The 19,566-nt window shown below is 43.0% G+C and carries 23 protein-coding genes; 10 read left to right on the forward strand and 13 right to left on the reverse strand.

Annotated features, from left to right (window positions below; genetic code table 11):
- The first annotated feature begins 23 nt into the window (after positions 1-23).
- Complete coding sequence (locus R2I63_RS09180) at positions 24-1,400, forward strand: cytochrome ubiquinol oxidase subunit I (RefSeq protein WP_316357049.1); 1,377 nt, start codon at positions 24-26, stop codon at positions 1,398-1,400.
- Positions 1,401-2,426, forward strand: coding sequence for a cytochrome d ubiquinol oxidase subunit II (gene cydB / locus R2I63_RS09185; protein WP_316357052.1), 1,026 nt, complete (start codon positions 1,401-1,403; stop codon positions 2,424-2,426).
- A gap of 62 nt (positions 2,427-2,488) precedes the next feature.
- Here the strand turns inward: cydB and R2I63_RS09190 are convergent, their stop codons facing one another.
- The 6 genes from R2I63_RS09190 to xseA form a co-directional block, all read right to left on the reverse strand.
- Complete coding sequence (locus R2I63_RS09190) at positions 2,489-3,640, reverse strand: Lpg1974 family pore-forming outer membrane protein (protein ID WP_316357055.1); 1,152 nt, start codon at positions 3,638-3,640, stop codon at positions 2,489-2,491.
- 80 nt (positions 3,641-3,720) lie between these two features.
- Complete coding sequence (locus tag R2I63_RS10750; protein WP_445083642.1) at positions 3,721-3,822, reverse strand: DUF1653 domain-containing protein; 102 nt, start codon at positions 3,820-3,822, stop codon at positions 3,721-3,723.
- A 185-nt stretch (positions 3,823-4,007) separates the two neighbouring features.
- On the reverse strand, positions 4,008-4,847 hold the full coding sequence (locus R2I63_RS09195; protein ID WP_316357059.1) for an NAD(+)/NADH kinase: 840 nt from the start codon (positions 4,845-4,847) through the stop codon (positions 4,008-4,010).
- Complete coding sequence (locus tag R2I63_RS09200; protein ID WP_316357062.1) at positions 4,844-6,721, reverse strand: 1-deoxy-D-xylulose-5-phosphate synthase; 1,878 nt, start codon at positions 6,719-6,721, stop codon at positions 4,844-4,846. Before R2I63_RS09200 ends, R2I63_RS09195 begins: the two co-directional genes overlap by 4 nt.
- Positions 6,705-6,983, reverse strand: coding sequence for an exodeoxyribonuclease VII small subunit (gene xseB / locus R2I63_RS09205; protein ID WP_316357066.1), 279 nt, complete (start codon positions 6,981-6,983; stop codon positions 6,705-6,707). The genes R2I63_RS09200 and xseB overlap by 17 nt, the downstream gene beginning before the upstream one ends.
- Positions 6,973-8,304: an exodeoxyribonuclease VII large subunit gene (gene xseA / locus R2I63_RS09210; RefSeq protein ID WP_316357070.1), complete on the reverse strand. Its 1,332-nt coding sequence runs from the start codon at positions 8,302-8,304 to the stop codon at positions 6,973-6,975. Before xseA ends, xseB begins: the two co-directional genes overlap by 11 nt.
- A 149-nt stretch (positions 8,305-8,453) precedes the next feature.
- Here xseA and tpiA point away from each other — a divergent pair, with 149 nt between their 5' ends.
- The 3 genes from tpiA to def are packed head-to-tail and all read left to right on the forward strand — an operon-like array spanning position 8,454 to position 10,044.
- A complete protein-coding gene (gene tpiA / locus R2I63_RS09215) occupies positions 8,454-9,224 on the forward strand; it encodes a triose-phosphate isomerase (RefSeq protein WP_316357074.1) in 771 nt (256 codons plus the stop codon).
- Positions 9,221-9,517: a preprotein translocase subunit SecG gene (secG, locus tag R2I63_RS09220; RefSeq protein ID WP_316357077.1), complete on the forward strand. Its 297-nt coding sequence runs from the start codon at positions 9,221-9,223 to the stop codon at positions 9,515-9,517. The genes tpiA and secG overlap by 4 nt, the downstream gene beginning before the upstream one ends.
- The gene (gene def / locus R2I63_RS09225; protein WP_316357080.1) at positions 9,514-10,044 is read left to right on the forward strand and encodes a peptide deformylase; all 531 of its coding nucleotides are present in this window, start codon (positions 9,514-9,516) and stop codon (positions 10,042-10,044) included. Before secG ends, def begins: the two co-directional genes overlap by 4 nt.
- Positions 10,045-10,309: 265 nt before the next feature.
- Here the strand turns inward: def and R2I63_RS09230 are convergent, their stop codons facing one another.
- From R2I63_RS09230 to R2I63_RS09260, 7 genes are all read right to left on the reverse strand, one after another.
- Positions 10,310-10,792, reverse strand: a complete 483-nt coding sequence (locus tag R2I63_RS09230) for an IS630 family transposase (RefSeq protein WP_316357083.1) — start codon at positions 10,790-10,792, stop codon at positions 10,310-10,312.
- A gap of 67 nt (positions 10,793-10,859) precedes the next feature.
- Positions 10,860-11,114 carry a helix-turn-helix domain-containing protein gene (locus tag R2I63_RS09235; RefSeq protein WP_316357085.1) on the reverse strand — a complete coding sequence of 85 codons (255 nt, stop codon included), beginning with the start codon at positions 11,112-11,114 and terminating at the stop codon, positions 10,860-10,862.
- Positions 11,115-11,148: 34 nt separating this feature from the next.
- Positions 11,149-11,688 carry a hypothetical protein gene (locus tag R2I63_RS09240; protein WP_316357087.1) on the reverse strand — a complete coding sequence of 180 codons (540 nt, stop codon included), beginning with the start codon at positions 11,686-11,688 and terminating at the stop codon, positions 11,149-11,151.
- A gap of 16 nt (positions 11,689-11,704) precedes the next feature.
- Positions 11,705-12,322 carry a hypothetical protein gene (locus R2I63_RS09245; RefSeq protein ID WP_316357090.1) on the reverse strand — a complete coding sequence of 206 codons (618 nt, stop codon included), beginning with the start codon at positions 12,320-12,322 and terminating at the stop codon, positions 11,705-11,707.
- A 74-nt stretch (positions 12,323-12,396) separates the two neighbouring features.
- Entirely contained in the window at positions 12,397-14,481 is a 2,085-nt protein-coding gene (locus R2I63_RS09250) for a hypothetical protein (RefSeq protein ID WP_316357092.1), read from the reverse strand.
- Positions 14,482-14,516: 35 nt separating this feature from the next.
- On the reverse strand, positions 14,517-16,184 hold the full coding sequence (locus R2I63_RS09255; protein WP_316357095.1) for a HEAT repeat domain-containing protein: 1,668 nt from the start codon (positions 16,182-16,184) through the stop codon (positions 14,517-14,519).
- Positions 16,163-16,747 carry a Maf family protein gene (locus R2I63_RS09260; RefSeq protein WP_316357098.1) on the reverse strand — a complete coding sequence of 195 codons (585 nt, stop codon included), beginning with the start codon at positions 16,745-16,747 and terminating at the stop codon, positions 16,163-16,165. The genes R2I63_RS09255 and R2I63_RS09260 overlap by 22 nt, the downstream gene beginning before the upstream one ends.
- 64 nt (positions 16,748-16,811) lie before the next feature.
- Here R2I63_RS09260 and R2I63_RS09265 point away from each other — a divergent pair, with 64 nt between their 5' ends.
- The 5 genes from R2I63_RS09265 to R2I63_RS09285 all read left to right on the forward strand — a co-directional run bounded on the left by R2I63_RS09265 (position 16,812) and on the right by R2I63_RS09285 (position 19,311).
- Positions 16,812-17,897 (forward strand): hypothetical protein, encoded by a 1,086-nt coding sequence (locus R2I63_RS09265; protein WP_316357102.1) that lies wholly within the window; start codon positions 16,812-16,814, stop codon positions 17,895-17,897.
- 24 nt (positions 17,898-17,921) lie between these two features.
- A complete protein-coding gene (locus R2I63_RS09270) occupies positions 17,922-18,260 on the forward strand; it encodes a hypothetical protein (RefSeq protein WP_316357106.1) in 339 nt (112 codons plus the stop codon).
- A 161-nt stretch (positions 18,261-18,421) separates the two neighbouring features.
- Positions 18,422-18,655 carry a hypothetical protein gene (locus R2I63_RS09275; RefSeq protein ID WP_316357111.1) on the forward strand — a complete coding sequence of 78 codons (234 nt, stop codon included), beginning with the start codon at positions 18,422-18,424 and terminating at the stop codon, positions 18,653-18,655.
- The gene (locus R2I63_RS09280; protein ID WP_316357114.1) at positions 18,633-19,052 is read left to right on the forward strand and encodes a hypothetical protein; all 420 of its coding nucleotides are present in this window, start codon (positions 18,633-18,635) and stop codon (positions 19,050-19,052) included. Before R2I63_RS09275 ends, R2I63_RS09280 begins: the two co-directional genes overlap by 23 nt.
- A gap of 43 nt (positions 19,053-19,095) precedes the next feature.
- Positions 19,096-19,311 (forward strand): transposase, encoded by a 216-nt coding sequence (locus tag R2I63_RS09285; protein WP_316357117.1) that lies wholly within the window; start codon positions 19,096-19,098, stop codon positions 19,309-19,311.
- Positions 19,312-19,566 lie beyond the last annotated feature (255 nt).

The raw sequence follows: 19,566 nt of genomic DNA on the forward strand, positions 1-19,566 counted from the left end.
GTATAAAAAATTTGTGTGTGGCTATGGATGTAACGACTCTTTCTAGAATTCAATTTGGATTAACAAGCGGTTTTCACTATTTGTATCCTCCTCTTAGTATCGGGCTTAGTTTGATGATTGTTGTCATGGAGGGGATCTATCTTAAGAAGAAGGATCCAAGGTATCGGAAGATTGCCATTTTCTGGACAAGAATTTTCGCTTTAAGCTTCGCGCTCGGCGTTGCTACGGGGCTGGTGCAACTTTTCGCTTTTGGAAATAACTGGTCGATGTACTCTCGTTTTGTTGGGGATGTATTTGGAAGTGCTCTTGCAGCTGAAGGAGTTTTTGCTTTTTTCTTAGAGGCAGGGTTTATTGGCTTGATGCTTTTTGGATGGAACCGGGTAAGACCGGGTATACACTATTTGGCAACGATTTGTGTGGCGTTTGGGGCTCACTTTAGTGCGACTTGGATTGTATCGGCAAATTCATGGATGCAAACTCCGGCAGGATACAAGATTGTCGGAACAGGAAGGGAAGCGCGAGCGGTGCTCACTGATTTTTGGGCTATGATTTTTAACCCCTCTTTTTTAGATCGCCTCACTCATGTTCTCATAGGGTGTTGGTTGACGGGCGCATTCATGGTGATTAGTGTGTCAGCCTATTATCTGTTGAAAAAGCGGCATATTGAGTTTGCAAAGCGAAGTATGCGATGGGGCCTTATTATTGGTGCTGTAATGGTGCTTTTGCAGCTTGTTTCAGCAGACAGCTCTGCAAGGATTGTCGCAAAATATCAGCCAACAAAGCTGGCGGCAATGGAGGGGACCTTTGAAACCAAGTCTGATGCTCCAATGAATTTAATAGGATGGGTTGATCAAGAAAGTCGGGAGGTTAAGGCAATTCAAGTTCCAGGGCTTCTTAATATTTTAGTTAACAGAGATACGACAACCCCAGTAGTTGGTCTTGATCAGTATCCTGAAACGGATTGGCCTAAAGTCAATGCAGTTTTTCAAGCTTATCATTTAATGATCTACATGTGGGGTGGGATGTTTTTGGCGATTGTTTTGGGAGTGATTATTTGGAAGCGAAAGACGTTTGAAAAAGCCAAATGGAGTCTTCGATTTTTAGTATTTTCTGTGTGCTTTCCCTTTATTGCAAATCAAGCAGGATGGTTCACTGCAGAACTCGGACGACAACCTTGGGTTGTTTGGAATATTATGCGGACATCCCAGGGGGTATCCCCTTCAATTGACAGGGGGATGGTCATTGGCTCCTTGATCATGTTTAGTGTGATCTATATTTTTCTTTTTTCTCTTTTCATTTTTCTTCTGAACCGGAAGATCAAGGATGGACCTCAAGAAGATGTTGTCGAAAAAAATGCGGTTTATCGGAACCCCTATCCTGCAGAAGGAGGAGCGAGTTAAATGCTTTTAGAAACGTTTCAGGTTATTTGGTATGCCGTCATTGGGATTAGTGTCATCATGTATACTGTACTCGATGGTTTTGATCTTGGCGTGGGCTGTCTCCATCTCTTTACGCGTAGTGATCAAGAGCGGAGGCTGATGCTTAATGCAATTGGTCCTGTTTGGGATGGAAATGAAGTGTGGCTTATTATTGTTTTTGGAGCAATGTTTGTTGGATTTCCCCCAGTTTATGCAACAATTTGCTCTGCTTTTTACTTTATCATCATGATCTTGCTTATGGGGCTGATGATCCGCGCCGTGGCAATTGAGTTTCGCTCGAAACAAGAATCTAAGGGTTGGCGTCGTTTTTGGGACTGCATGTTCAGTATTGGTTCCTATGTGATCGCATTTACCATTGGTGTATTAATGGGAAACATTATTGTTGGAGTTCCCATTGACCAGAATGAAGTGTTTCAAGGATCATTTGCAGGTTTTTTTACCCCTTATACGATACTTGTTGGTATCCTTGGGGTGACGGTATTCATGATGCATGGAGCGATCTATATGTTAATGAAAACCGAAGGGACTATGCATGAGAGGGTCCGCCGCTGGGTGAATCCTACAATTATTATTTTTATTATTTGCTACATCGCAACGACTATCGTAACGCTTGTCTACAAGCCTCACATGACTGACTTGATGAGACAAACCCCAGCTTTATTTTTAGCGGGAGTTCTTGCACTGCTTGCGATTATATGTGTTCCTCTATGTACCTGTCGCGGGAAGGATGGAACGGCATTCATCTTCTCTTCAATTAGTATTACTCTTCTGTTTATTCTTTTCGGGCTTGGAACTTACCCAAATATGGTTCGCTCGAGTCTTGATCCGTCCTATAGCCTCACATTGTTTAATAGTTCAGCTACTGTGGCGACTTTTAAGGTGGTGCTCATCATGGCAGGGATTGGGGTGCCTATGGCGCTTGCTTATGGCTATTGGATGTATCGGATTTTTCGTGGGAAAGTTTCGATCGACGAGACAAGCTATTAAATAAAAAAAGCTCCCAGCTAGTGCCGGGAGCTTTTGCTAGCGTGTGATTCTTACGAATGCACTTAGAAATCGAGGCGAACCTCTCCGGTGATCCCATAAAACATAAGATCTTCCGAAGCTTTTTCAAACATCAAACGTGTTTGTGTAAGGTTGTTTCCGCTTACATCAGTAAAGTTGTCTGACTTGTTAATCTGGTTAACGCGCCAGTAGTATTGAACCTCATATCCAAGCTTGAAGGTGAGGTGTTGATTCTCATTATTGATGTAAGTATCGTACCCTAGTCCAAGAAACATCTGAACAAAAGGGATGAAGCGATGAAACTTATGTTTCATTTTGAAGGCTTCTCCACCGCTTAGGGCAGGTTGGGCACTTGGTGGAAGGAACTCACGTGCTTCCGTTTTAAAATATCCATATTGAACAGATCCAGCAAAATCTCCAAAGAGATGAAAGCCATATCCTAGGAACCATTTACTATCGATACCTGCGCGAGGTCCTAAACCCCAAAAACGGCAGTTATCTTTAGTCTTATAGTCTAGTCCAATGGTATTGGAGGTATTGTCAATCGATGATGCAGTAATTTGGACATCTTGGTCGATGTCGATCCACGTTGTTTTCACATCAAAGTGAGGTCGAACAGCAAGGCGTCCGCTGATAAAGTAGCTACGTGCAAGCTCGATATCGACGTTGTCATAGTCCACTTCTACGTGAGACTTTACCTTACTCGCAAAGAGCAGCCCGAAATTGGTTAGGGAAACAAGCGCTGAGGGCTCTGCTTTTGATGAGCTTGAGGTGTCATCGCCATTAAAGTAGGTGTAGCGTACAAAAGCATCCCATGTATCATGCGGTGTTTTATACCCCAGCCCAACTTTCACACCGACATTCCAGCCAAAGTCATTCTCCTTGAGATCCCCATTAATATCGGGAAGAAGAACACCATTGTTGATTTGAGGGTGAAGAGAGTACGCATACTCTGTTCCACCCATTTTAGTGTGCCAATAGGTTAAGTCAAATGTTAGGAACCAGTTGGTTCCCTTCACTTCAGGGCGGCTTGAGGTAAAGCTCGTGCCTAGAGTATCCTTCGGGTTTCGTGCAGAAATTTCCTGCATGTCTTTTTCCAAAGTGTCCAGTCGCTCATCGATGCCTGCAAAGGCTGATGACGCTAAAACAAATGAAAAAGCGACACTTGAGGCAAGTTTTGAAAAGTGGCTTTTCATGTTTTGAGGCTCCCAAAATAGTTAACTAATAGTCCTTTTTTATTTCTATAAGGAAGCTCAATGCTTTTTGCAATAAGAATTTAATGGTTTATTTTTTGGAATCGAGGAATAACCTCTTTATTGACGGATATTTGTTCTATCCAAGACTCAAGAGGGCGAACCCAAGTCACCTCCTGAAGCACTTTTGAGACTGGTTTTTTGTGATATGCAACTCCAATTTTTGCGTGGCATCGATAATGGTAAGGCCAGTACCAATATATTGGTTTTTGGGATTCCGATAGTGAGAACTAGGTGGCACCTACCTCTACGAGGCTCTTTGCATGACCAATCAGCTTTATTAATTTGTCTTCTGATAAATGATCAACCATCACCGAAGTTTCCCCGACCAGCCGAGTTTGTGACGCAGGGTAGAGAAGTAATCGATTCCTTTCAAATTGACCAGTTTGAACTTTTTTGAACTTTTCCTAAGGTGAATTTGATCTCCAACTTTCATTTCAAAGTGGTGGAGACCATCGGTGACAAATTCGATAGGGCCCTTATGTCCCCTATATTCGATCCGGATATTTTGGCTTGGAGTTAGAACAATGGGACGGTTTGAAATGGTGTGTGGGCATATAGGTGTGATGACAAAGGCTTCGATATCGGGACTTACAATTGGCCCTCCTGCCGCTAGGGAATAGGCTGTGGATCCGTTGGGAGTTGCGATAATAACACCATCAGCCTCGAAAGTATTGAGAAAAAGGTTGTCGACGTGGATGGTGATTTCGACAAGGCTGGGGTTTCGAGCGCGATGAAGAACGCAGTCATTGATAGCGAAGAATTCCTGGTTGGTGCTCGACTCTCCTTCAATCATGACACGCTCTTGAATCGTAAACCGATTATTCACAAGATTTTCGAGACCCGGGATAATATCGGAGATTTTCACATCAGCCATAAATCCTAAATGGCCCAGATTGATTCCAAGAATTGCAGCATCTAAGCTCGAGTGCTGGTGAGCAACACGAAGGATGGATCCGTCTCCACCCATTGTAATAAGAATGTCGATAGAGTGAGGATCTGCAGATGAAAGGGTGGGGGCTCCGAGTTCTCCTGCTTTATCATCCTCAACGACGACTTCAACTTGGTTTTTAGTTAAAAAGTTGAGGACTTCTTGAGCAAGCTTCTTAGAGGCTTCTTCTTGCACTTTAGGAAAAAGGGCAACCTTCATGTAACTCTCTCAAGGAAAAAGGCAGCTTTAGCGACATTTTCAGGAGTAATTCCATACTTTTTCAGTAGATCTTGGTGTCCACCATGTTCAATAAGAGTGTCTGGAACTCCAAAATTTTTCACCCGAACGTGACCCAATCCGTGGTTCATCATAAAGTTGTTTATAATCGACCCGAGTCCGCCTTGTAAAGAGTGTTCTTCGATTGTAATTACCATCTGAGCTTTTTGGATGCGAGACATTAGCAGCTCTTTATCAAGGGGTTTTATAAAGACAGGGTCGATGACGCAGGCAGTTATCCCCTCTTTTTCTAAAAGAGTGCGGGCTTCAAGAGCAACTTGATCCATGTGCCCTAGGGAAATAATGACGATATCCTCACCTTCTGCAAGGACCTCCCCCTTTCCAAGTTCCCTTTTTTCAACCGGTAGATTCCCTTCGAATGTAGAGAGATTAGGATACCGAATCGCGATGGTTTTTTGATAGCCGAATGCGCTTTCGAGCAGTTCCTTGAGAACATGCCCATTCCTTGGCTGAGTAATCACCATTCCTGGCATGGCATTAAGGTAAGAAATATCAAAAAGACCTTGGGCAGTTACTCCATCACCTGTGGCTAACCCTCCTCGATCAATTGCAATAACAATAGGGGAGTCTTGAATGCAGACGTCATGATAAATATTATCAAAAGCTCGCTGCAAAAATGAGGAGTAGACGCAGGCGATGACTTTTAGTTTTCTACCACGGCCCATCCCACCGGCGTAAGCAATAGAATGTCCTTCAGCAATTCCGACATCAATGCACCTTTCAGGGTATTTTTTCATAAAGGCGTCTAAACAGGATCCGACGGGCATGGCAGGGGTAATCGCTACTAGATTAGGATCCTCGTCTGCCATCTTCAAAACATGTTTTCCAAAGACCTTAGGGAAGGTGGGACTAAGACTTTTGGGGGGATAGAATTCTCCAGTTACCCGATTGAATGGTTTTGCTCCATGATAGGGAGTGGGGTTATTGATAGCTTTTTTCATCCCTTGCCCCTTGACAGTGAGAACATGAACGAGGGTAGGGTGATCCACATCCTTCAAGGCTTCGAATGTATCAATAAGCTTTTTAATGTCGTGTCCATCAATGGGCCCAACATAAGAAAGGCCAAACTGTTCGAAGAAAGGAGCTGTACTGATTAGGTTCTTCATGGACTCTTTCATTCTATTTCCCTGTTTGGCGAGGGCTTCGCCATAGCCAGGGATTCTATTCACAATTTCCGAGAGTTCTTCATAAATATTATTCGCAGTTGGGCTGTTGAAAAAGCGACTGAGAATGTTAGTGATGGCTCCTACATTTTTAGAAATCGACATAGCGTTGTCATTGAGAACAACAAGAAATTTTTGGAGCTTTCGAGGAATGTTATTCATTGCTTCCAATGTAAGGCCACAGGTGAGCGCTGCATCCCCAAGAACTGGGATAATAGTTTCATCTTTTCCACGAATATCTCGGTTTTTTGCGACTCCAAGAGCTAGAGAAAGAGCGTTTCCAGCGTGTCCAGAGTAGAAATGATCGTGAGGGGATTCTGGGGGGTGTGAAAATCCTGAAAGTCCATCTGTCTGTCGAAGCGTTGGAAAGCGAGGGTTTCTTCCTGTTAAGAGTTTGTGTACATAGGTTTGGTGCCCAACATCAAAGATCAATTTGTCATGGGGGGAATTAAATACTACATGCAAGGCAAGGGTTAACTCGACAATTCCTAGGTTGGAGGAGAGGTGTCCCCCCGTTACTGACAAAACGTCCATGATGCGCGCGCGAATTTCCTCGGATAGAGCAATGAGCTCATTTGAGGAAAACCCCTTAAGGTCTTGAGGGCGCGTTAGTGAATCAAGAGTAGGTGTCATGGGCGGTGTCGAGAACCTTTTCGGATTCAGGGTTAAATGGAGCTGTTTGAGGTTGAGCGCCTCTGGTTTTGATTAGAGTTTCAATTTTCTGCTCAGCTTGATTGAGCTTTGCTGAACAAAGAGTAATCAGTTTATTCGCTTCCTCATAGAGTTTCAAAGACTCTTCAAGAGGAGTCTCACCGCTATTGAGCTCACTTAAGATCCCTTCAAGTCGCGTATAGGCCTGTTCAAAAGAGAAGCTTGCATTTTGTTTAGTTTCCATCGACCTCCAGGGCGAGTGCTCGGACAGTTCCATCATGAAAGCGTAGACGTAATCCCAAACCGGGGGTGACTACACGTGATGACATCATAACCGAATTCTCTTTTTCCGCAAAGGGGATGCAGTAACCTTTTTTTAGGATAGATTCAGGATTGACGGCATTGATATGGGTAGAAAGTTGTTTTAGATGCTCTTCTTTCCGTTTCAATAAATGTGTCATAGCGACTTGAATCCCTTCGGCATAACTTCGAAGTTTTTGGCGGAGCTGCGTAATTTCTCCTTGAGGACGCTTCCCCTGAAGTTCTCTTTTAAGCGCAATCAATTGGAGCTCTAAGTGGTTCAACTTATGACGGAAAGAAGTGTCAAGTTGCGTTGAAAAATCGTCGACTCTTTGGTAGTGTTCAGAGAGGATGGCAAATGGAGAGGCTAAAAGGGGATGGCGAGCCGCTCCTTGAATTAAGGCAGATCCGTGTCGCATTTTTTGCTTCAAAATATGATCGAGCCTCTCTTGTGTTTGCGTGAGAAATTCATTTTGTGCCGATTGTTCCTTGACTGAAACTTCTGCTGCGGCTGATGGAGTGGGAGCCCGGACATCGGCAACACAATCAGCGAGAGTTACATCGGTTTCATGCCCAACAGCAGAGATGATAGGGATCTTCGAATGAAAAATTGCTTCAGCAACACATTCTTCGTTAAAAGGCCAAAGATCTTCTAGACTTCCACCTCCACGACCCACAATCATCACATCGACCATCTGATGGGTATTAAAAGTTTTGATCGCAGAAGCAATTTCTTCAGCAGCTTCTTTTCCCTGGACACGAACGGGGTTTAATATGAGGTGGAAATGGGGGAAGCGGCGCTTTAACACGTGAATAATATCTTGGATGACCGATCCAGTGGGGCTTGTCACTACGCCAATTGTTTTGGGGTACTTGGGGAGGTTTTTTTTATGATCTGGGCTAAGCCAGCCTCTTGCCTTAAGCTCTTCCTTTAACTGGTGGAGTTTCATAAGAAGCTCTCCTACCCCGGCATGTTCTAACTCTCGAACTATAATTTGGTAGCTTCCTCTAGGGGCATAAAGGCTCAACTCTCCACGGACAACGATCTGGTCTCCAGCCTTTGGCAAGCGGGAAACACTGCGTGCATTCCCTTTGAAAAGGACAGCAGATATTTGAGACCCTTGATCTTTTAAACTAAAATATAGGTGACCAGACGATTGAGCCCGGATATTGGTCACCTCCCCCTTGACCTGAATGTGGGCGAATTGAGGCTCCAGTTGCCTTTTAATTGCAAGGGTGAGCTCAGTCACTGACAATATTTTCATAAAATTCCTTTTGATTTTCTGGAAGCATCGGGAAGATGCGGTCAAAAAATGTACAAAGTTGAGATAACCGGTATAAATCATCTCAAAGCAAAATTCAAGCTAGAGTTATTTCTAAAAAAGTGTTATCCTGGGGAGAAATTACAATCGGGATGCTGATGAGACAACAGTTTATTATTGGAAATTGGAAGATGCATATGACGTCTGCTGAAACAGTGACGTTCGTAGAAGAACTTCTTCCTTATATTGGAGAGACCACTTGTTTTATCGGAATCACTCCTCCCTTCACTTCCATTGATGCTGCTGTGCAAAGCGCCAAAGGAACGTATCTCAATATAGGTGCTCAAAATATGAGTGAGTATCCAAAGGGGGCCTATACTGGAGAGATTTCATCTGCAATGCTCAAGGAAAATGGAGCCATATTTGTGCTGATCGGTCATTCGGAAAGACGGGCTCATTTTCACGAAAATGACGAAATGATCCACCGCAAGGTGAAGTGGGCGATTGAGGAAGAACTTCTTCCTGTTCTTTGTATTGGGGAAACCCAAGAGGAGAGGGACAAGGAGATGACTCATTCCGTTCTAACTCGTCAGCTTAGCGCAGCTTTAAAAGACTTCTCTAAAAAAGAGCTAGAAAATCTTATCATTGCTTACGAACCTGTCTGGGCAATTGGAACGGGAAAGACAGCGACTCCTCAGATTGCACAGGAAACCCATCATCTCATTCGCTCCTACATTAAGGAGACATGGGGGTCAGAGATTGGCGAGCGCCTTCCTTTGCTCTATGGAGGATCGGTAAAGCCCGAGAATGCCGCTTCCCTTCTTGGGCAGGAAGATATTGATGGAGCCCTTATAGGTGGAGCCTCTCTAGAGGTAGGGGCATTTGGACAAATTATTGAACATGGAAAGGAATTGTCATCATGACCGCACTGTTTTACGTTACGCTATTCTTATTTGTTGGCCTTTGTGCCCTCCTTTGTTTTGTGATCTTGATTCAAGAGAGTAAGAGTCTTGGATTAGGCGCTTCTTTTGGCGGAGATGCAGGAGATTCTCTATTTGGAACCTCGACTGCAGATGTCTTAAAAAAATTCACTGCATATCTTGCTGGGATTTTCCTTATTGTTTGTTTGATCCTCTCTCTTTGGACCTCGTCGATTGGTCGCGCTAAAAAAGCCCCACTAGGTGTTAATATCGAAGAGGTCAGTGCTGGACTATGATCAAGGATCTTGTCTACTACGGCAGCTCTGGTCTTCGCAAAAAATGCGATAAGGTGACTGAAATTACTGACGAGGTTAAGCAAATTGCACAAGACCTCATAGATACCGTTATTGATAAAGATGGAGCAGGACTTGCGGCCCCTCAAATTGGCTACCTTGTTAGAATGTTTGTTTCGCGCTACGAGAATGGAGCTGATGATGAGGGTTGGCCAGTTCTTTGTCCTCCTAAAATTTATATCAATCCTAAGCTTTCTGCTCCCTCTTCTGAGTTAGATACTCATGGTGAGGGTTGCCTTTCCATTCCGGGGGTTTATGAGGAAGTGACCCGACCTTTTTCTATAGAGGTTGAGGCTATGGACTTAGAGGGAAATATCTTTACAGAAACGACAACTGGATGGCGTGCAAGAAATATTATGCATGAAAATGATCATATTAACGGGGTTCTTTTTATTGATCGTATTCATTCAAATCGGCGGAAAAAAATTGAGAAGGCTCTCAATGATATCAAAAAAAAATATAACAAATAATCAACGAAGAATAGGCTCATGGCGAGTATAACGGTTCCTCCATCCTGCTTCTAGGCGGAATCATTGGGGGAGCACTAAATAATGCGCTGGGGAGTGGGAATCTCCGATCTACGTATGGATTTCTCTTTGGAGCTACGCAAGGGACAGCCTATGCCGTAATGTTTAACTGATTAAAATCGAATGAAAAGAGTCTGACTCCCAAATAAGCAGTCTGTGTTTGCGCTATTTTTACTCTCCTAAGTAATACCATTCGTAAAAAATAACGTCATAAAATAGCCCACGGTCTTGAGCAGAGCCTTCTCACTCTGGTTGGAGTGTCAACAAATGCATTCCATGCATCGCAGCAGGCCATTGTAATCGCATCATAATCTTCATAACAGCGATTCGCTAGATGTTCATCTCGAAGCGTTTGCCATACTTGTTCTGTTGGATTCAACTCTGGCGAAACCGGAGGAAGCGGTAGAAGGCTTATGTTGCTAAACCTTTTAAGTCGCTTTGTTGTATGCCAAGCAGCTCTATCCAGCACAATAACTGCATGCCTTCCTTCAGGAATCTTCATGGAAATGTGCTCAAGATGCACAAGCATTGCTTCTGTATTTACAGCTGGCATTACAAGGCCTACAGCTTCATCTCTGACGGGGCAAATAGCTCCAAATATGTAAGCGTATTCAAATTGCTGCTGACGTGCGAGCCGAGGACGTGTTCCTTTCTTGGCCCATGTACGGGTTACAGTGCCTCTTTGCCCCACTCTAGAGCCTCATCTTGGAACCAAATATCAACAGACTCTATTTTTACTCCTGCTGGCAATGCCTCAACTACTTTTTCTGAGAAGTTTTTTTTAAAGTCTCTTGGGCTTCTAAGTCTGCCTTGGGGTGAATTAATCGACCCGAGATCCAGACGAGGTCAGCCCTTTTCAACGTATTGTATACCGGCTTCAAAGATGGGTCGACTCCATATTTTGTTTTCATCAATTCCAAAATGTCTTTCCCTTTGATACGACCACCTACTTTCTTCTCTTGCAGCTCTAAAACAGCTTGCCTGAATGCAGCTTGATTTTCTAGAGGTATCAATGGCTTCTTACCTCTTCGGTGCACATATTTAGATTTATAAAAACAAGATGAGTAATGGTTTTTTCTCGTTCTTGTTGCTCTTCGCAATTTTTTCTATATTAATTTCTAGTTCTTGTATGAGTTTGGGGAATTGCTTTTTGTCTCCGATTTTTTCAGCATGATCAAATAGCACTTTTTCAGCGTACATGAATACATACCCTTGGGATTTGAAATCCGAGTCGATATCATCAGGGATAGCAACTATATATTCGTTTGTTAATTGATCATAGGATTTGCCAGAATATGCAGGGTTAGATTCGGCATTAGGAGGTCTTACAAACTCTAATCTCGCTAAAATGGAACCACTTGCGGATTCCTTGTTTTTATTTTTCCAGGAACAATCATTTACAAAAGCAACTTCAATCGTGTGTTGCTTTTCCAACTGACCCAGAGCTGACCCTAATTTTTTTCTTTCTGCTTCAGATTGGGTCTCTATAAAAACTCCAAAAACGTCTCTATTGTTTTCGAGTGCAAACGCCTGAGTTTTTAATAACACCAGGTAAATGAACAGAAAAGTCATAATTGATTTTTTCATAATTTTTCTCTAATATTTAACATAATGGCTTTGTGTAGTGTGGGTTACGTGTATAATGAGGGTTTTCATTATAATGCCTTGAGGATTCATCTGCTTCCAAGATAATTCCTTTCGTAATAAGATCCTGCTTGTTTCTTTCTATTTCTTCCGCCCAATTGTAAAATCTCACATCAGAAAAGTTTTTTCCTTGATCCTTTACATGTTTTTTAAATTCATCCACAGTTCTCAAGCAATCATCAGCTATATCTAAAACAACGATTCCTGTTGTTAACGCAGCACTCTTATAATCTCTTTTTATTACTAATGCGGCAATAGTTCCTACTTTTATGGCTGTATTGGCTAAAGATGTGAACATTTTTTTCTTTTGTTCTTCCTCCTCTGGTGATTGGCAATGTATAGCCCAAATCAGCATTTGAATCTCAAATTCTTGCTCTTCTTTTTTTTCAGGATCAAAATACCCCCACAGGAAACTACAGAGCTTAGGGTGAATAGTTAATGTATTAAGAATCAGTTGACTAAAACAAGTATTTGGGTTTTTTTGATATGAAACAGCTCTGCCACCCAGGTCGCCAGTGTTCTCTTTATCTATTTCAACAAAAGCCGTTGCTTCCGAGGATACTGCTTCAACTGCCATCTTTTCATCTCCATTCCTATCTAAAAGGTTGAAAGGTATTATGTGTAATAATAGTTTTAAAGGGAATGGTTTTATCACTTCTTTACAAGAGAGAGGCCGAAGGTAAATCGGTCGTTTTTCTTATGAGGGGCAAGAGAGTGAATAAAGGTGAGACGGAGGCGCCAACTTGTGCTAATCATTGTGATCAGATCAAACTTTCCTTCGTTATAATTGGGTTCTCCTCCACGTCCCCAGCCGATATGAGATTCAAGGCGCACGATCCACTGAGGAGCAATTTTAATTTGCAATCTGGAAAGAAGGGTATTTCTCCCATCTGACAGAGGGGAATGGAGGAGATCGTGGATATCTCGTGTTACCTCCATAATAAAGTCATCGGGGTTATCCTTTCTCCAATCAAAGCGGCTGCGGTGGCGGAATTCTGTTTTGAAGGCAAAGTTCTTATTAATCGTCCAAGCTAAGGCTATGTTGGCATAGTCGAGTACTTGATTCTCTATGTTCCACCCCAGGTGGCTATTTAGATTCCAAGAGGGAAAGTTCCAAATGAAATTCCCCTGGATTTTTGGAACAGTTTTAGCAAAGGTCTGATCTCCAAAAAAGCTGTAGATATAAAGGTCTGCAATGATATTGGGTTCGAAAAGGGGAGAATTCTTCATGTAAAAAAGGTTACGCACTCCAGACTTAATCACATTGAGGCGGTTGAAGCCATCCTGAATGCTAAAAATATAGGGAGTATTTGGGGAGATTGTCGGGTGGGTCATCCCTTCATAATTGATATAGGGTTGCAGGGTATGACAGACCGTTTTAAAATTGCGCTTCAAAGTTAGGTCAAAAAGGAGCTGATAGAATAAGACTCCCAGGGCTGCTGGTTTATCTCTTTGGCTGTCTTCATAGAAGACCCCTTCGATTCCAACAAGTGGGGTGAGAGCAAGCCCTCGATGCGCAAAAGGGCGATAAAGGGTATTGCGAGTAGATAGTCGTGCTGCATTGAAGTCGGGGACGGCAGGTTCAATATCCTTTGCAGATACGTAGTCCAAGTATGCAACCTTCATCCGATTTTCTGAAATAATCCCTGAGTCTCCTATCGCAAAGGATTTAGGGGTCCAAAATGATTCAGGAAGTTCTTGTTTCATCCCCTGAAATCCGTTTACACGAAATTTTCCATCAATTCCGAAAATCATCCAATCTTGGTAGTTTCGCATTTCAATGCGGGTCTGCTTGGCAGTGTTAAGCTCAAAATCCTCACTTCCAAAGTCTGTTTGCATGTTTTTATCGCTCAGCCAGTCGTAGGTCGCCAGAAGATGGGATTTTTCATCCTCACTTGTTGAAGTGTAGACTCCTTGCAATCTATAGTGGGTTCGTGCTTTATCTGGGTTGGTGTCTCTGTAGAAAGCATCGTAATCGATGTAACTGCGGGTTCGAAACTTTGTCCGTTTTTCTAAGGATTGATAGTCTGACTCAAGCGCAGCACCGACTCCTTTTGAAGGACGGACATTGAGGCGGAAGAAAAGGTCGAGTTGCTCCCAAGAATAGACTCGGTAGCGCATACTTGCCTTTGGCCATAGCCCCTTATCCAGATCTATTTTATATCTTACAGGAGACTCTGCCATTGATTTTAAGTTGCTTTTAAAGGAGGGGAGCCAAAAAATTGGTGTTTCAAAAAATCTAAAAGTTACATTTTTCGCAGCTAAATAGCTTTTCTTTGTGGTCTCAACCTCGCGTGAATGGATTTTCCAGTCGGCATTTTTGCTCTCGCTTGTCGTTACAAAAGCATTATAGAGGTAGAAACTCCGATCAGAGTTAAGGCGGATTTTTTCTCCACCTAAAAACCAGAGGTCAATGGCCGTGACTCCATTGTAAACAATCCCAGTTTTGGTCACAAAATCATACTCTAAACGGCGTCCAACATAGGTATGTCCTCCACTGTCTAGCATCAAGTTTCCCTCTGCCACAACTCGGTGGATTGTCTCTCCTTTTTCCATGCGGTTAGTATAGACAATATGGCGCGCTTGAACCCGCAGTTCCGGTGAGCTAATCACCCCTCCAGCATGGGTTGAAATGACTCCATTCTGATATTCAGGGTCTTTAAGATTAACAGTAAACTCCTGCGCGCCATGCAGGGGGATCACCAACAGAAAAAAGAGAAAAATACAAAGGCGCATGGACCCGTCCAACTTTCAAAGGCCACAAGTATACCTTATTGAATCGCCTTGAGCAAGAGTCCAGCGAGAAGAAAGCGGTTTTTTTTATGTCCCAAGCGGATTGCAGAGAGGAGAATATCGATTCCCTCAATCTCATGACTATCGACAAGAGTTTCGTAACTCTCAATGAGCAATCTGGAGGTTTCCTTTGGAGTTAAAATATAAGAGCCTTCTGTTTCTTTTCGATCTGTCCAGGAAAGCATTTCCCGAAATTGAAACAGTTCATGATCTCGTTGGCTTCCTACCCATTGGTAGATGTGCTCTTTATGAGGTCCCTTAGCGCGTATTCGATGAAGTGCTAAGTGACAGTATGTGCGAATAAAAGGAGCTCCTGCGCGGCGACACTCCTCCTTTAAAAGAGCTTCAGCCCCTGGGGTACCCAGATTCTCAAGGAGATGAATTAAGATAGGAATCAGTTCATTTTCTTTTTTATCAAAGACTGCCTGGGCAATTTTTAGAAATTCCTCTTCTGGGAGCTCTAAAGCATCTTGCAAAATCTGCTCGCGCAGTGCCAGCGTAATACCTGGAATATCCTGCTGAGTTTTCTTAGCATAATGAGTACATGAGGGGATAACCTTCCAAGCCATTAAAGCTTGTCCCAAAGAATAGATCGGCTGAAAACCCAAATCCTTTTCATCTTTGATAAGCATTTTTAGGAGCGTGGGAACACATTTTGGATTGCGCTTCTTCAATAGTACTAGGGCAGCATTTGCACGAATATGAAAGTTATAATCCGAGAGAAGTGTGACTAGAAGGGGTTCTGTATTGGGCATGTCCAGGAGCATTGGAATCGCGAGAGGATTTTTTTGAAGTGCGCTCTCAAGAATGGGTTCACGGTATGAGAGATCTCCAAGCAGCGCCAGTGAATGGCAAGCAACCAGTTTCACATTGAGATGTTTTGATTTAGAGAGCTCTTTCAGTCGAGGAATTGAATGAGAATCCTTTAGATAACCAAGAGCTGCTGCGCAGGTCTCTTGCTCCGCATGATCGGAGTGGGTTGCTCCTGCCCGAATCTCTGATAAAAAATCATCTCGACCGAAGCGTGCTGCTGAAAGAATCGTAAAGAGACGTACATTCAACTGAGAGTGCCCTGCCATACGCTTTAAGACTCCCATGGCATCTGGAGTTCCAATCATAGCAAAAAGTTCAGGGAAATAGACGTGAAAAAAAGGGGGGAGTTTTTGCATCAAAGAATCAATCATTCCTGTCACTGCCTCAGAGCGGCGCTGTGCTAAAGCATGGGCAGCCTCTATCCGAATCACTAAATATGGGGAAGAAAAAGCCTTAAATAAGAGCCCCTCAACCTCATCTTCTTGGAGACGACTAAGAAACTGAATTGTTGCCATTTGGGTCATGGGGTTATGACTATTCATCCCCATCTCATAAAGTTCCATCCCCTCCGTTGAACCAGCAATCCCCAGGCCATACATGCTGAGAAGAAGAGTTTCCTCATCTCCACTAGTAGCCCCTTGTTTCAGAAGGATGTACCCCATCTGTTCAAGGATATCAAAGTCATGTCTTTCATTTTCTTTGACCCAGTCTTGATAGAGCTGAATTCCTTTTTCAACTTCTCCTGCCTGCATTAAATAGAGGACTTGATTCTTAGAAATGGCTGCGCAAAGAGGGGTGAAAAATGTAAGGATTATGAGGAGAAAGCGTCCCATAAGTTGATTCCAAATTGACATAGTAATTTTTGAAGAGTATTTACTGGTAACCCTATCACATTGTAGAAACACCCTTCAATCCCTTTTATGAGAAGGCTTCCCATCTCCTGGGCTCCATAGCCTCCCGCTTTGTCCCTTCCATGCATTCCCTTTAAATAGGCTGCAATCTCCTTTTCAGAGAGGGAGTTGAAGTGAACACGCGTTGTTTCAACGCTGCTTTTAAGCTGTTCTCCTTTTCGAACAGCCACACCAGTGATCACATCATGGGTTGTTCCTGAAAGGGAGGTGAGCATCTCTTTTCCATCTCCATCATCTTCTGGCTTCAGAAGGATTTCCCCATTAAGTAAGACGACTGTATCAGCGGTTACAATGACCTCATTTGGAAACTCTGGGAAAAGGGCCTCTCCCTTCTTCTCGGCAATGACGCGGACATATTCCTCAGCATCCCCCTGAAACAGGATCGACCTTTCATCAAAAGGGGAGGAAGCCACCATATGGGGAATAGAAAAAAACTTAATAATCTCTTGCCTCCTAGGAGACTTTGAGCCTAATATAATCCTCATGGTCTGCAATTGTTGAATTTTTTGATATTTAAAGCTATAATTATCACCGAAATTAAAAGAAAAAATGACTACCAGCGCTCTTCAGTTTTTTCAAAATAATCGTTGTCACACTCAAGACTTGGTGAGTGTTTTGTGCGCATCCGTACTTATAAAGTTTGGATGCAAACGTATTCAGCCCATTAGTACTTTAGTCGCTTTTGTTTCTGGAGTTGAGGGAGCAAGTTTTTTAGTCATTGCAAAGTCTGTGCATACGCTTCGAACTTTTTTCGATGCGGGTGAAAGAAGATCAGCAAAGAGAGCTCTTATGTTTGCATTTTCAGCAGCGTTTGGAGCTGCCGCTCTTAAAAAACACTACGCGACTGCTCAAATGCCTTGTACGATCGACAAGCCTCTAATCATTACAACCTGCGCAATTATGGCTCTTGCTGAAACAGAGATGAGAGCTCCCAAATGGATTCCTCAGATTTTTGGTGGTTTGTTGGATACATACTTTCCAGAACCAAACGTCTTCCTTCAACCGCTTGGACCGCCCCGGCCTATTGCTCGGCTTCCTGAGGAAATGCAACCCATGAAGTGGGATCCTGAAGCGATCATTGCTTCTTTTCGAGAGGGAGCTGAGGAAGAGGTATTACTGCATAACATGGAAGTGCTTCTTCGAGCAACAGAGTGTCAGCTGGCACGCAGCTCCGAGTTTCCCACAAAATTCTATCAGGTTCTTAGAAGACTGAAAGACATTGCACCTGATTTTTCAGATTGGATTAAGCTAGCATATTGTACGATCCAAAAGGAAGAGGTTGAAGAGGGGTTTTATGAGAGAAATGATATTTCCGTAAAGGGAATCTATGACGCAATTATTTGGTCAATGATGCATGATACTCTCAACGCCCTCCCTGAGGAAAATAAAGAGCAATTGCAACTCTTGGTGGATCTGATTCCGGTTCACATTAAAGACAATAGGGAAGTCAATCGGACGAGGACAAAGGTGTGGTTTGTCGTGAGCAAAATCCAAGGTCTTGATCTTATGCTCGGTCTCAAGTTGAGAACATTAGATGACAAGATAAAAGGGACAAGCGGGACTATGTATTTGAAGTCAAGTGAATGCGATTTAGGACTCCTTCGCAAAGCAGCAAAGGAGCTGCTAGCAATATAATACCGGTAATGCTATACTTGCTCTATGAGCAAGTTATTCTCTCTCTTTAGACATAAAGAATTTTACCCCCTTCCTGCATTTTCGGAGCGTGTTGCAGCTCTGCGCCCTCACCTTGGGTCCATGGGAGCACAGAAGCGCGTAGAAGCGTTGATCGATGTTTCGAAAGTCTGGACCTATGATTACGATGAGCGCAAGGAATTTATGCAGGAGCTCTTCGATCTTCTTCCAGAAGAGGTTCAAACTTCGCTTATTGAGTTTCTCACAAAATGTATCCCTGGTCGGGACATCGCTCAAGATATTCCCTTGGCACTTAGCCAAGTCAAAAAGGAAAAATTGGCTGAATTTGCAACTTTGATTGCTTAATATTTTCTTAATAATTAAAATATCTTCTTTATGAAATCCATAGTCCGTAATGAGGTAAATTATGGAACAGTTAAGGAGATCAGGTTCGCAGAAAGATGTAGCAGGTGTTTATCCAGCCGTTAGAGAAGAGCTTGAATCAAAGCAGCAAGAGGAGGCCTGAGGTGAATTCTACAGCAACTGCAGGATACTCAACGAGCCAAACGGCTGCCGATATGCTTTATAATGTCTTTTGGGGCGCGAGTACGTGGGTGGCTTCCGCATGGAAAAACTTCGGAAAAGACTCGGTTCGAGATCGTAGAAAAGAAGTGGAGGATGTAGCCAAATCTAATCCACAAAAATTTGCAGCGATGATCGAAAAGGTCGAAGTAGGGTGTGACAGCGGAGCTGTTATTTGATTATTTTGGCGAAGAGAATCCGTTAGAGGCTTATCTACTGCCCACTGGTATACAGGTTGGAGAACTCATGCAAGCTGTTGAAAATCCAACGCTTCCTCATAACGTGGCATTACTTGGAAGACTAAAAGAAGAAGCTTATCTTTACAGCGATAATGTGAGGGATATGATTTTACCGATGATGAGCGACAAAAGTATTTCTCTGGAAAGGAAAATTATAGAGCTTCAACTTTTAGCTTCATTAGACGATAAGGGTGAGTGTTCATCCACGGTGCTAATGGCTCTGATCCTGTGTTTTGACCGACTCTCTGAGGAAGATCAAGATATCCTCCTTGCTGGGCACTATGAAGACTTAGAAGGAACCCCTTTGCAGGAGCTTCGAAAGTCTGCTTCGAATTGACAGTGCTTTTTTTCTAAAATCCAATGAATAGGTCATCCAAAAGATGATAACTAAAATAAAAATTTTTAGCTATATGGATAATGCTGCGTTCCATAAAGGTAAATTTATGCAGCAAAGGATTAAAGCTGCAGGGCATACTTTAGAATATCTCCCTCCATATTCTCCTGATTTAAATCCAATTGAACGCAAGTGGGCTCAGGCAAAGTCTAAGCGAAGAAAATATCGATGCGGAATAGATGAACTTTTCCAGGAGCATTGATTATAACTAAAATAAAACAATTCAACTATATGGGCGACTTAGTGCAAAAACAAAGGCAGCTCTTGCTGCTTGTGAGACCACTGCTCAAAAATGAGAAGAAAGAGATAGGCGCCCCATTCCTGGACAGGGAGGGTTTACCTACTTTAGGGAGGATCCAACGGGAGAATTCGCCAAAGAGGCTCTAGCAGCCCTTATTGCCGCTAAAATGTAAATATATATTTTAAGCCCCATGCTATCTTATATCATGGGGTTTTT

This window comes from Candidatus Neptunochlamydia sp. REUL1 (assembly GCF_963457595.1).
Taxonomy (GTDB): domain Bacteria; phylum Chlamydiota; class Chlamydiia; order Chlamydiales; family Simkaniaceae; genus Neptunichlamydia.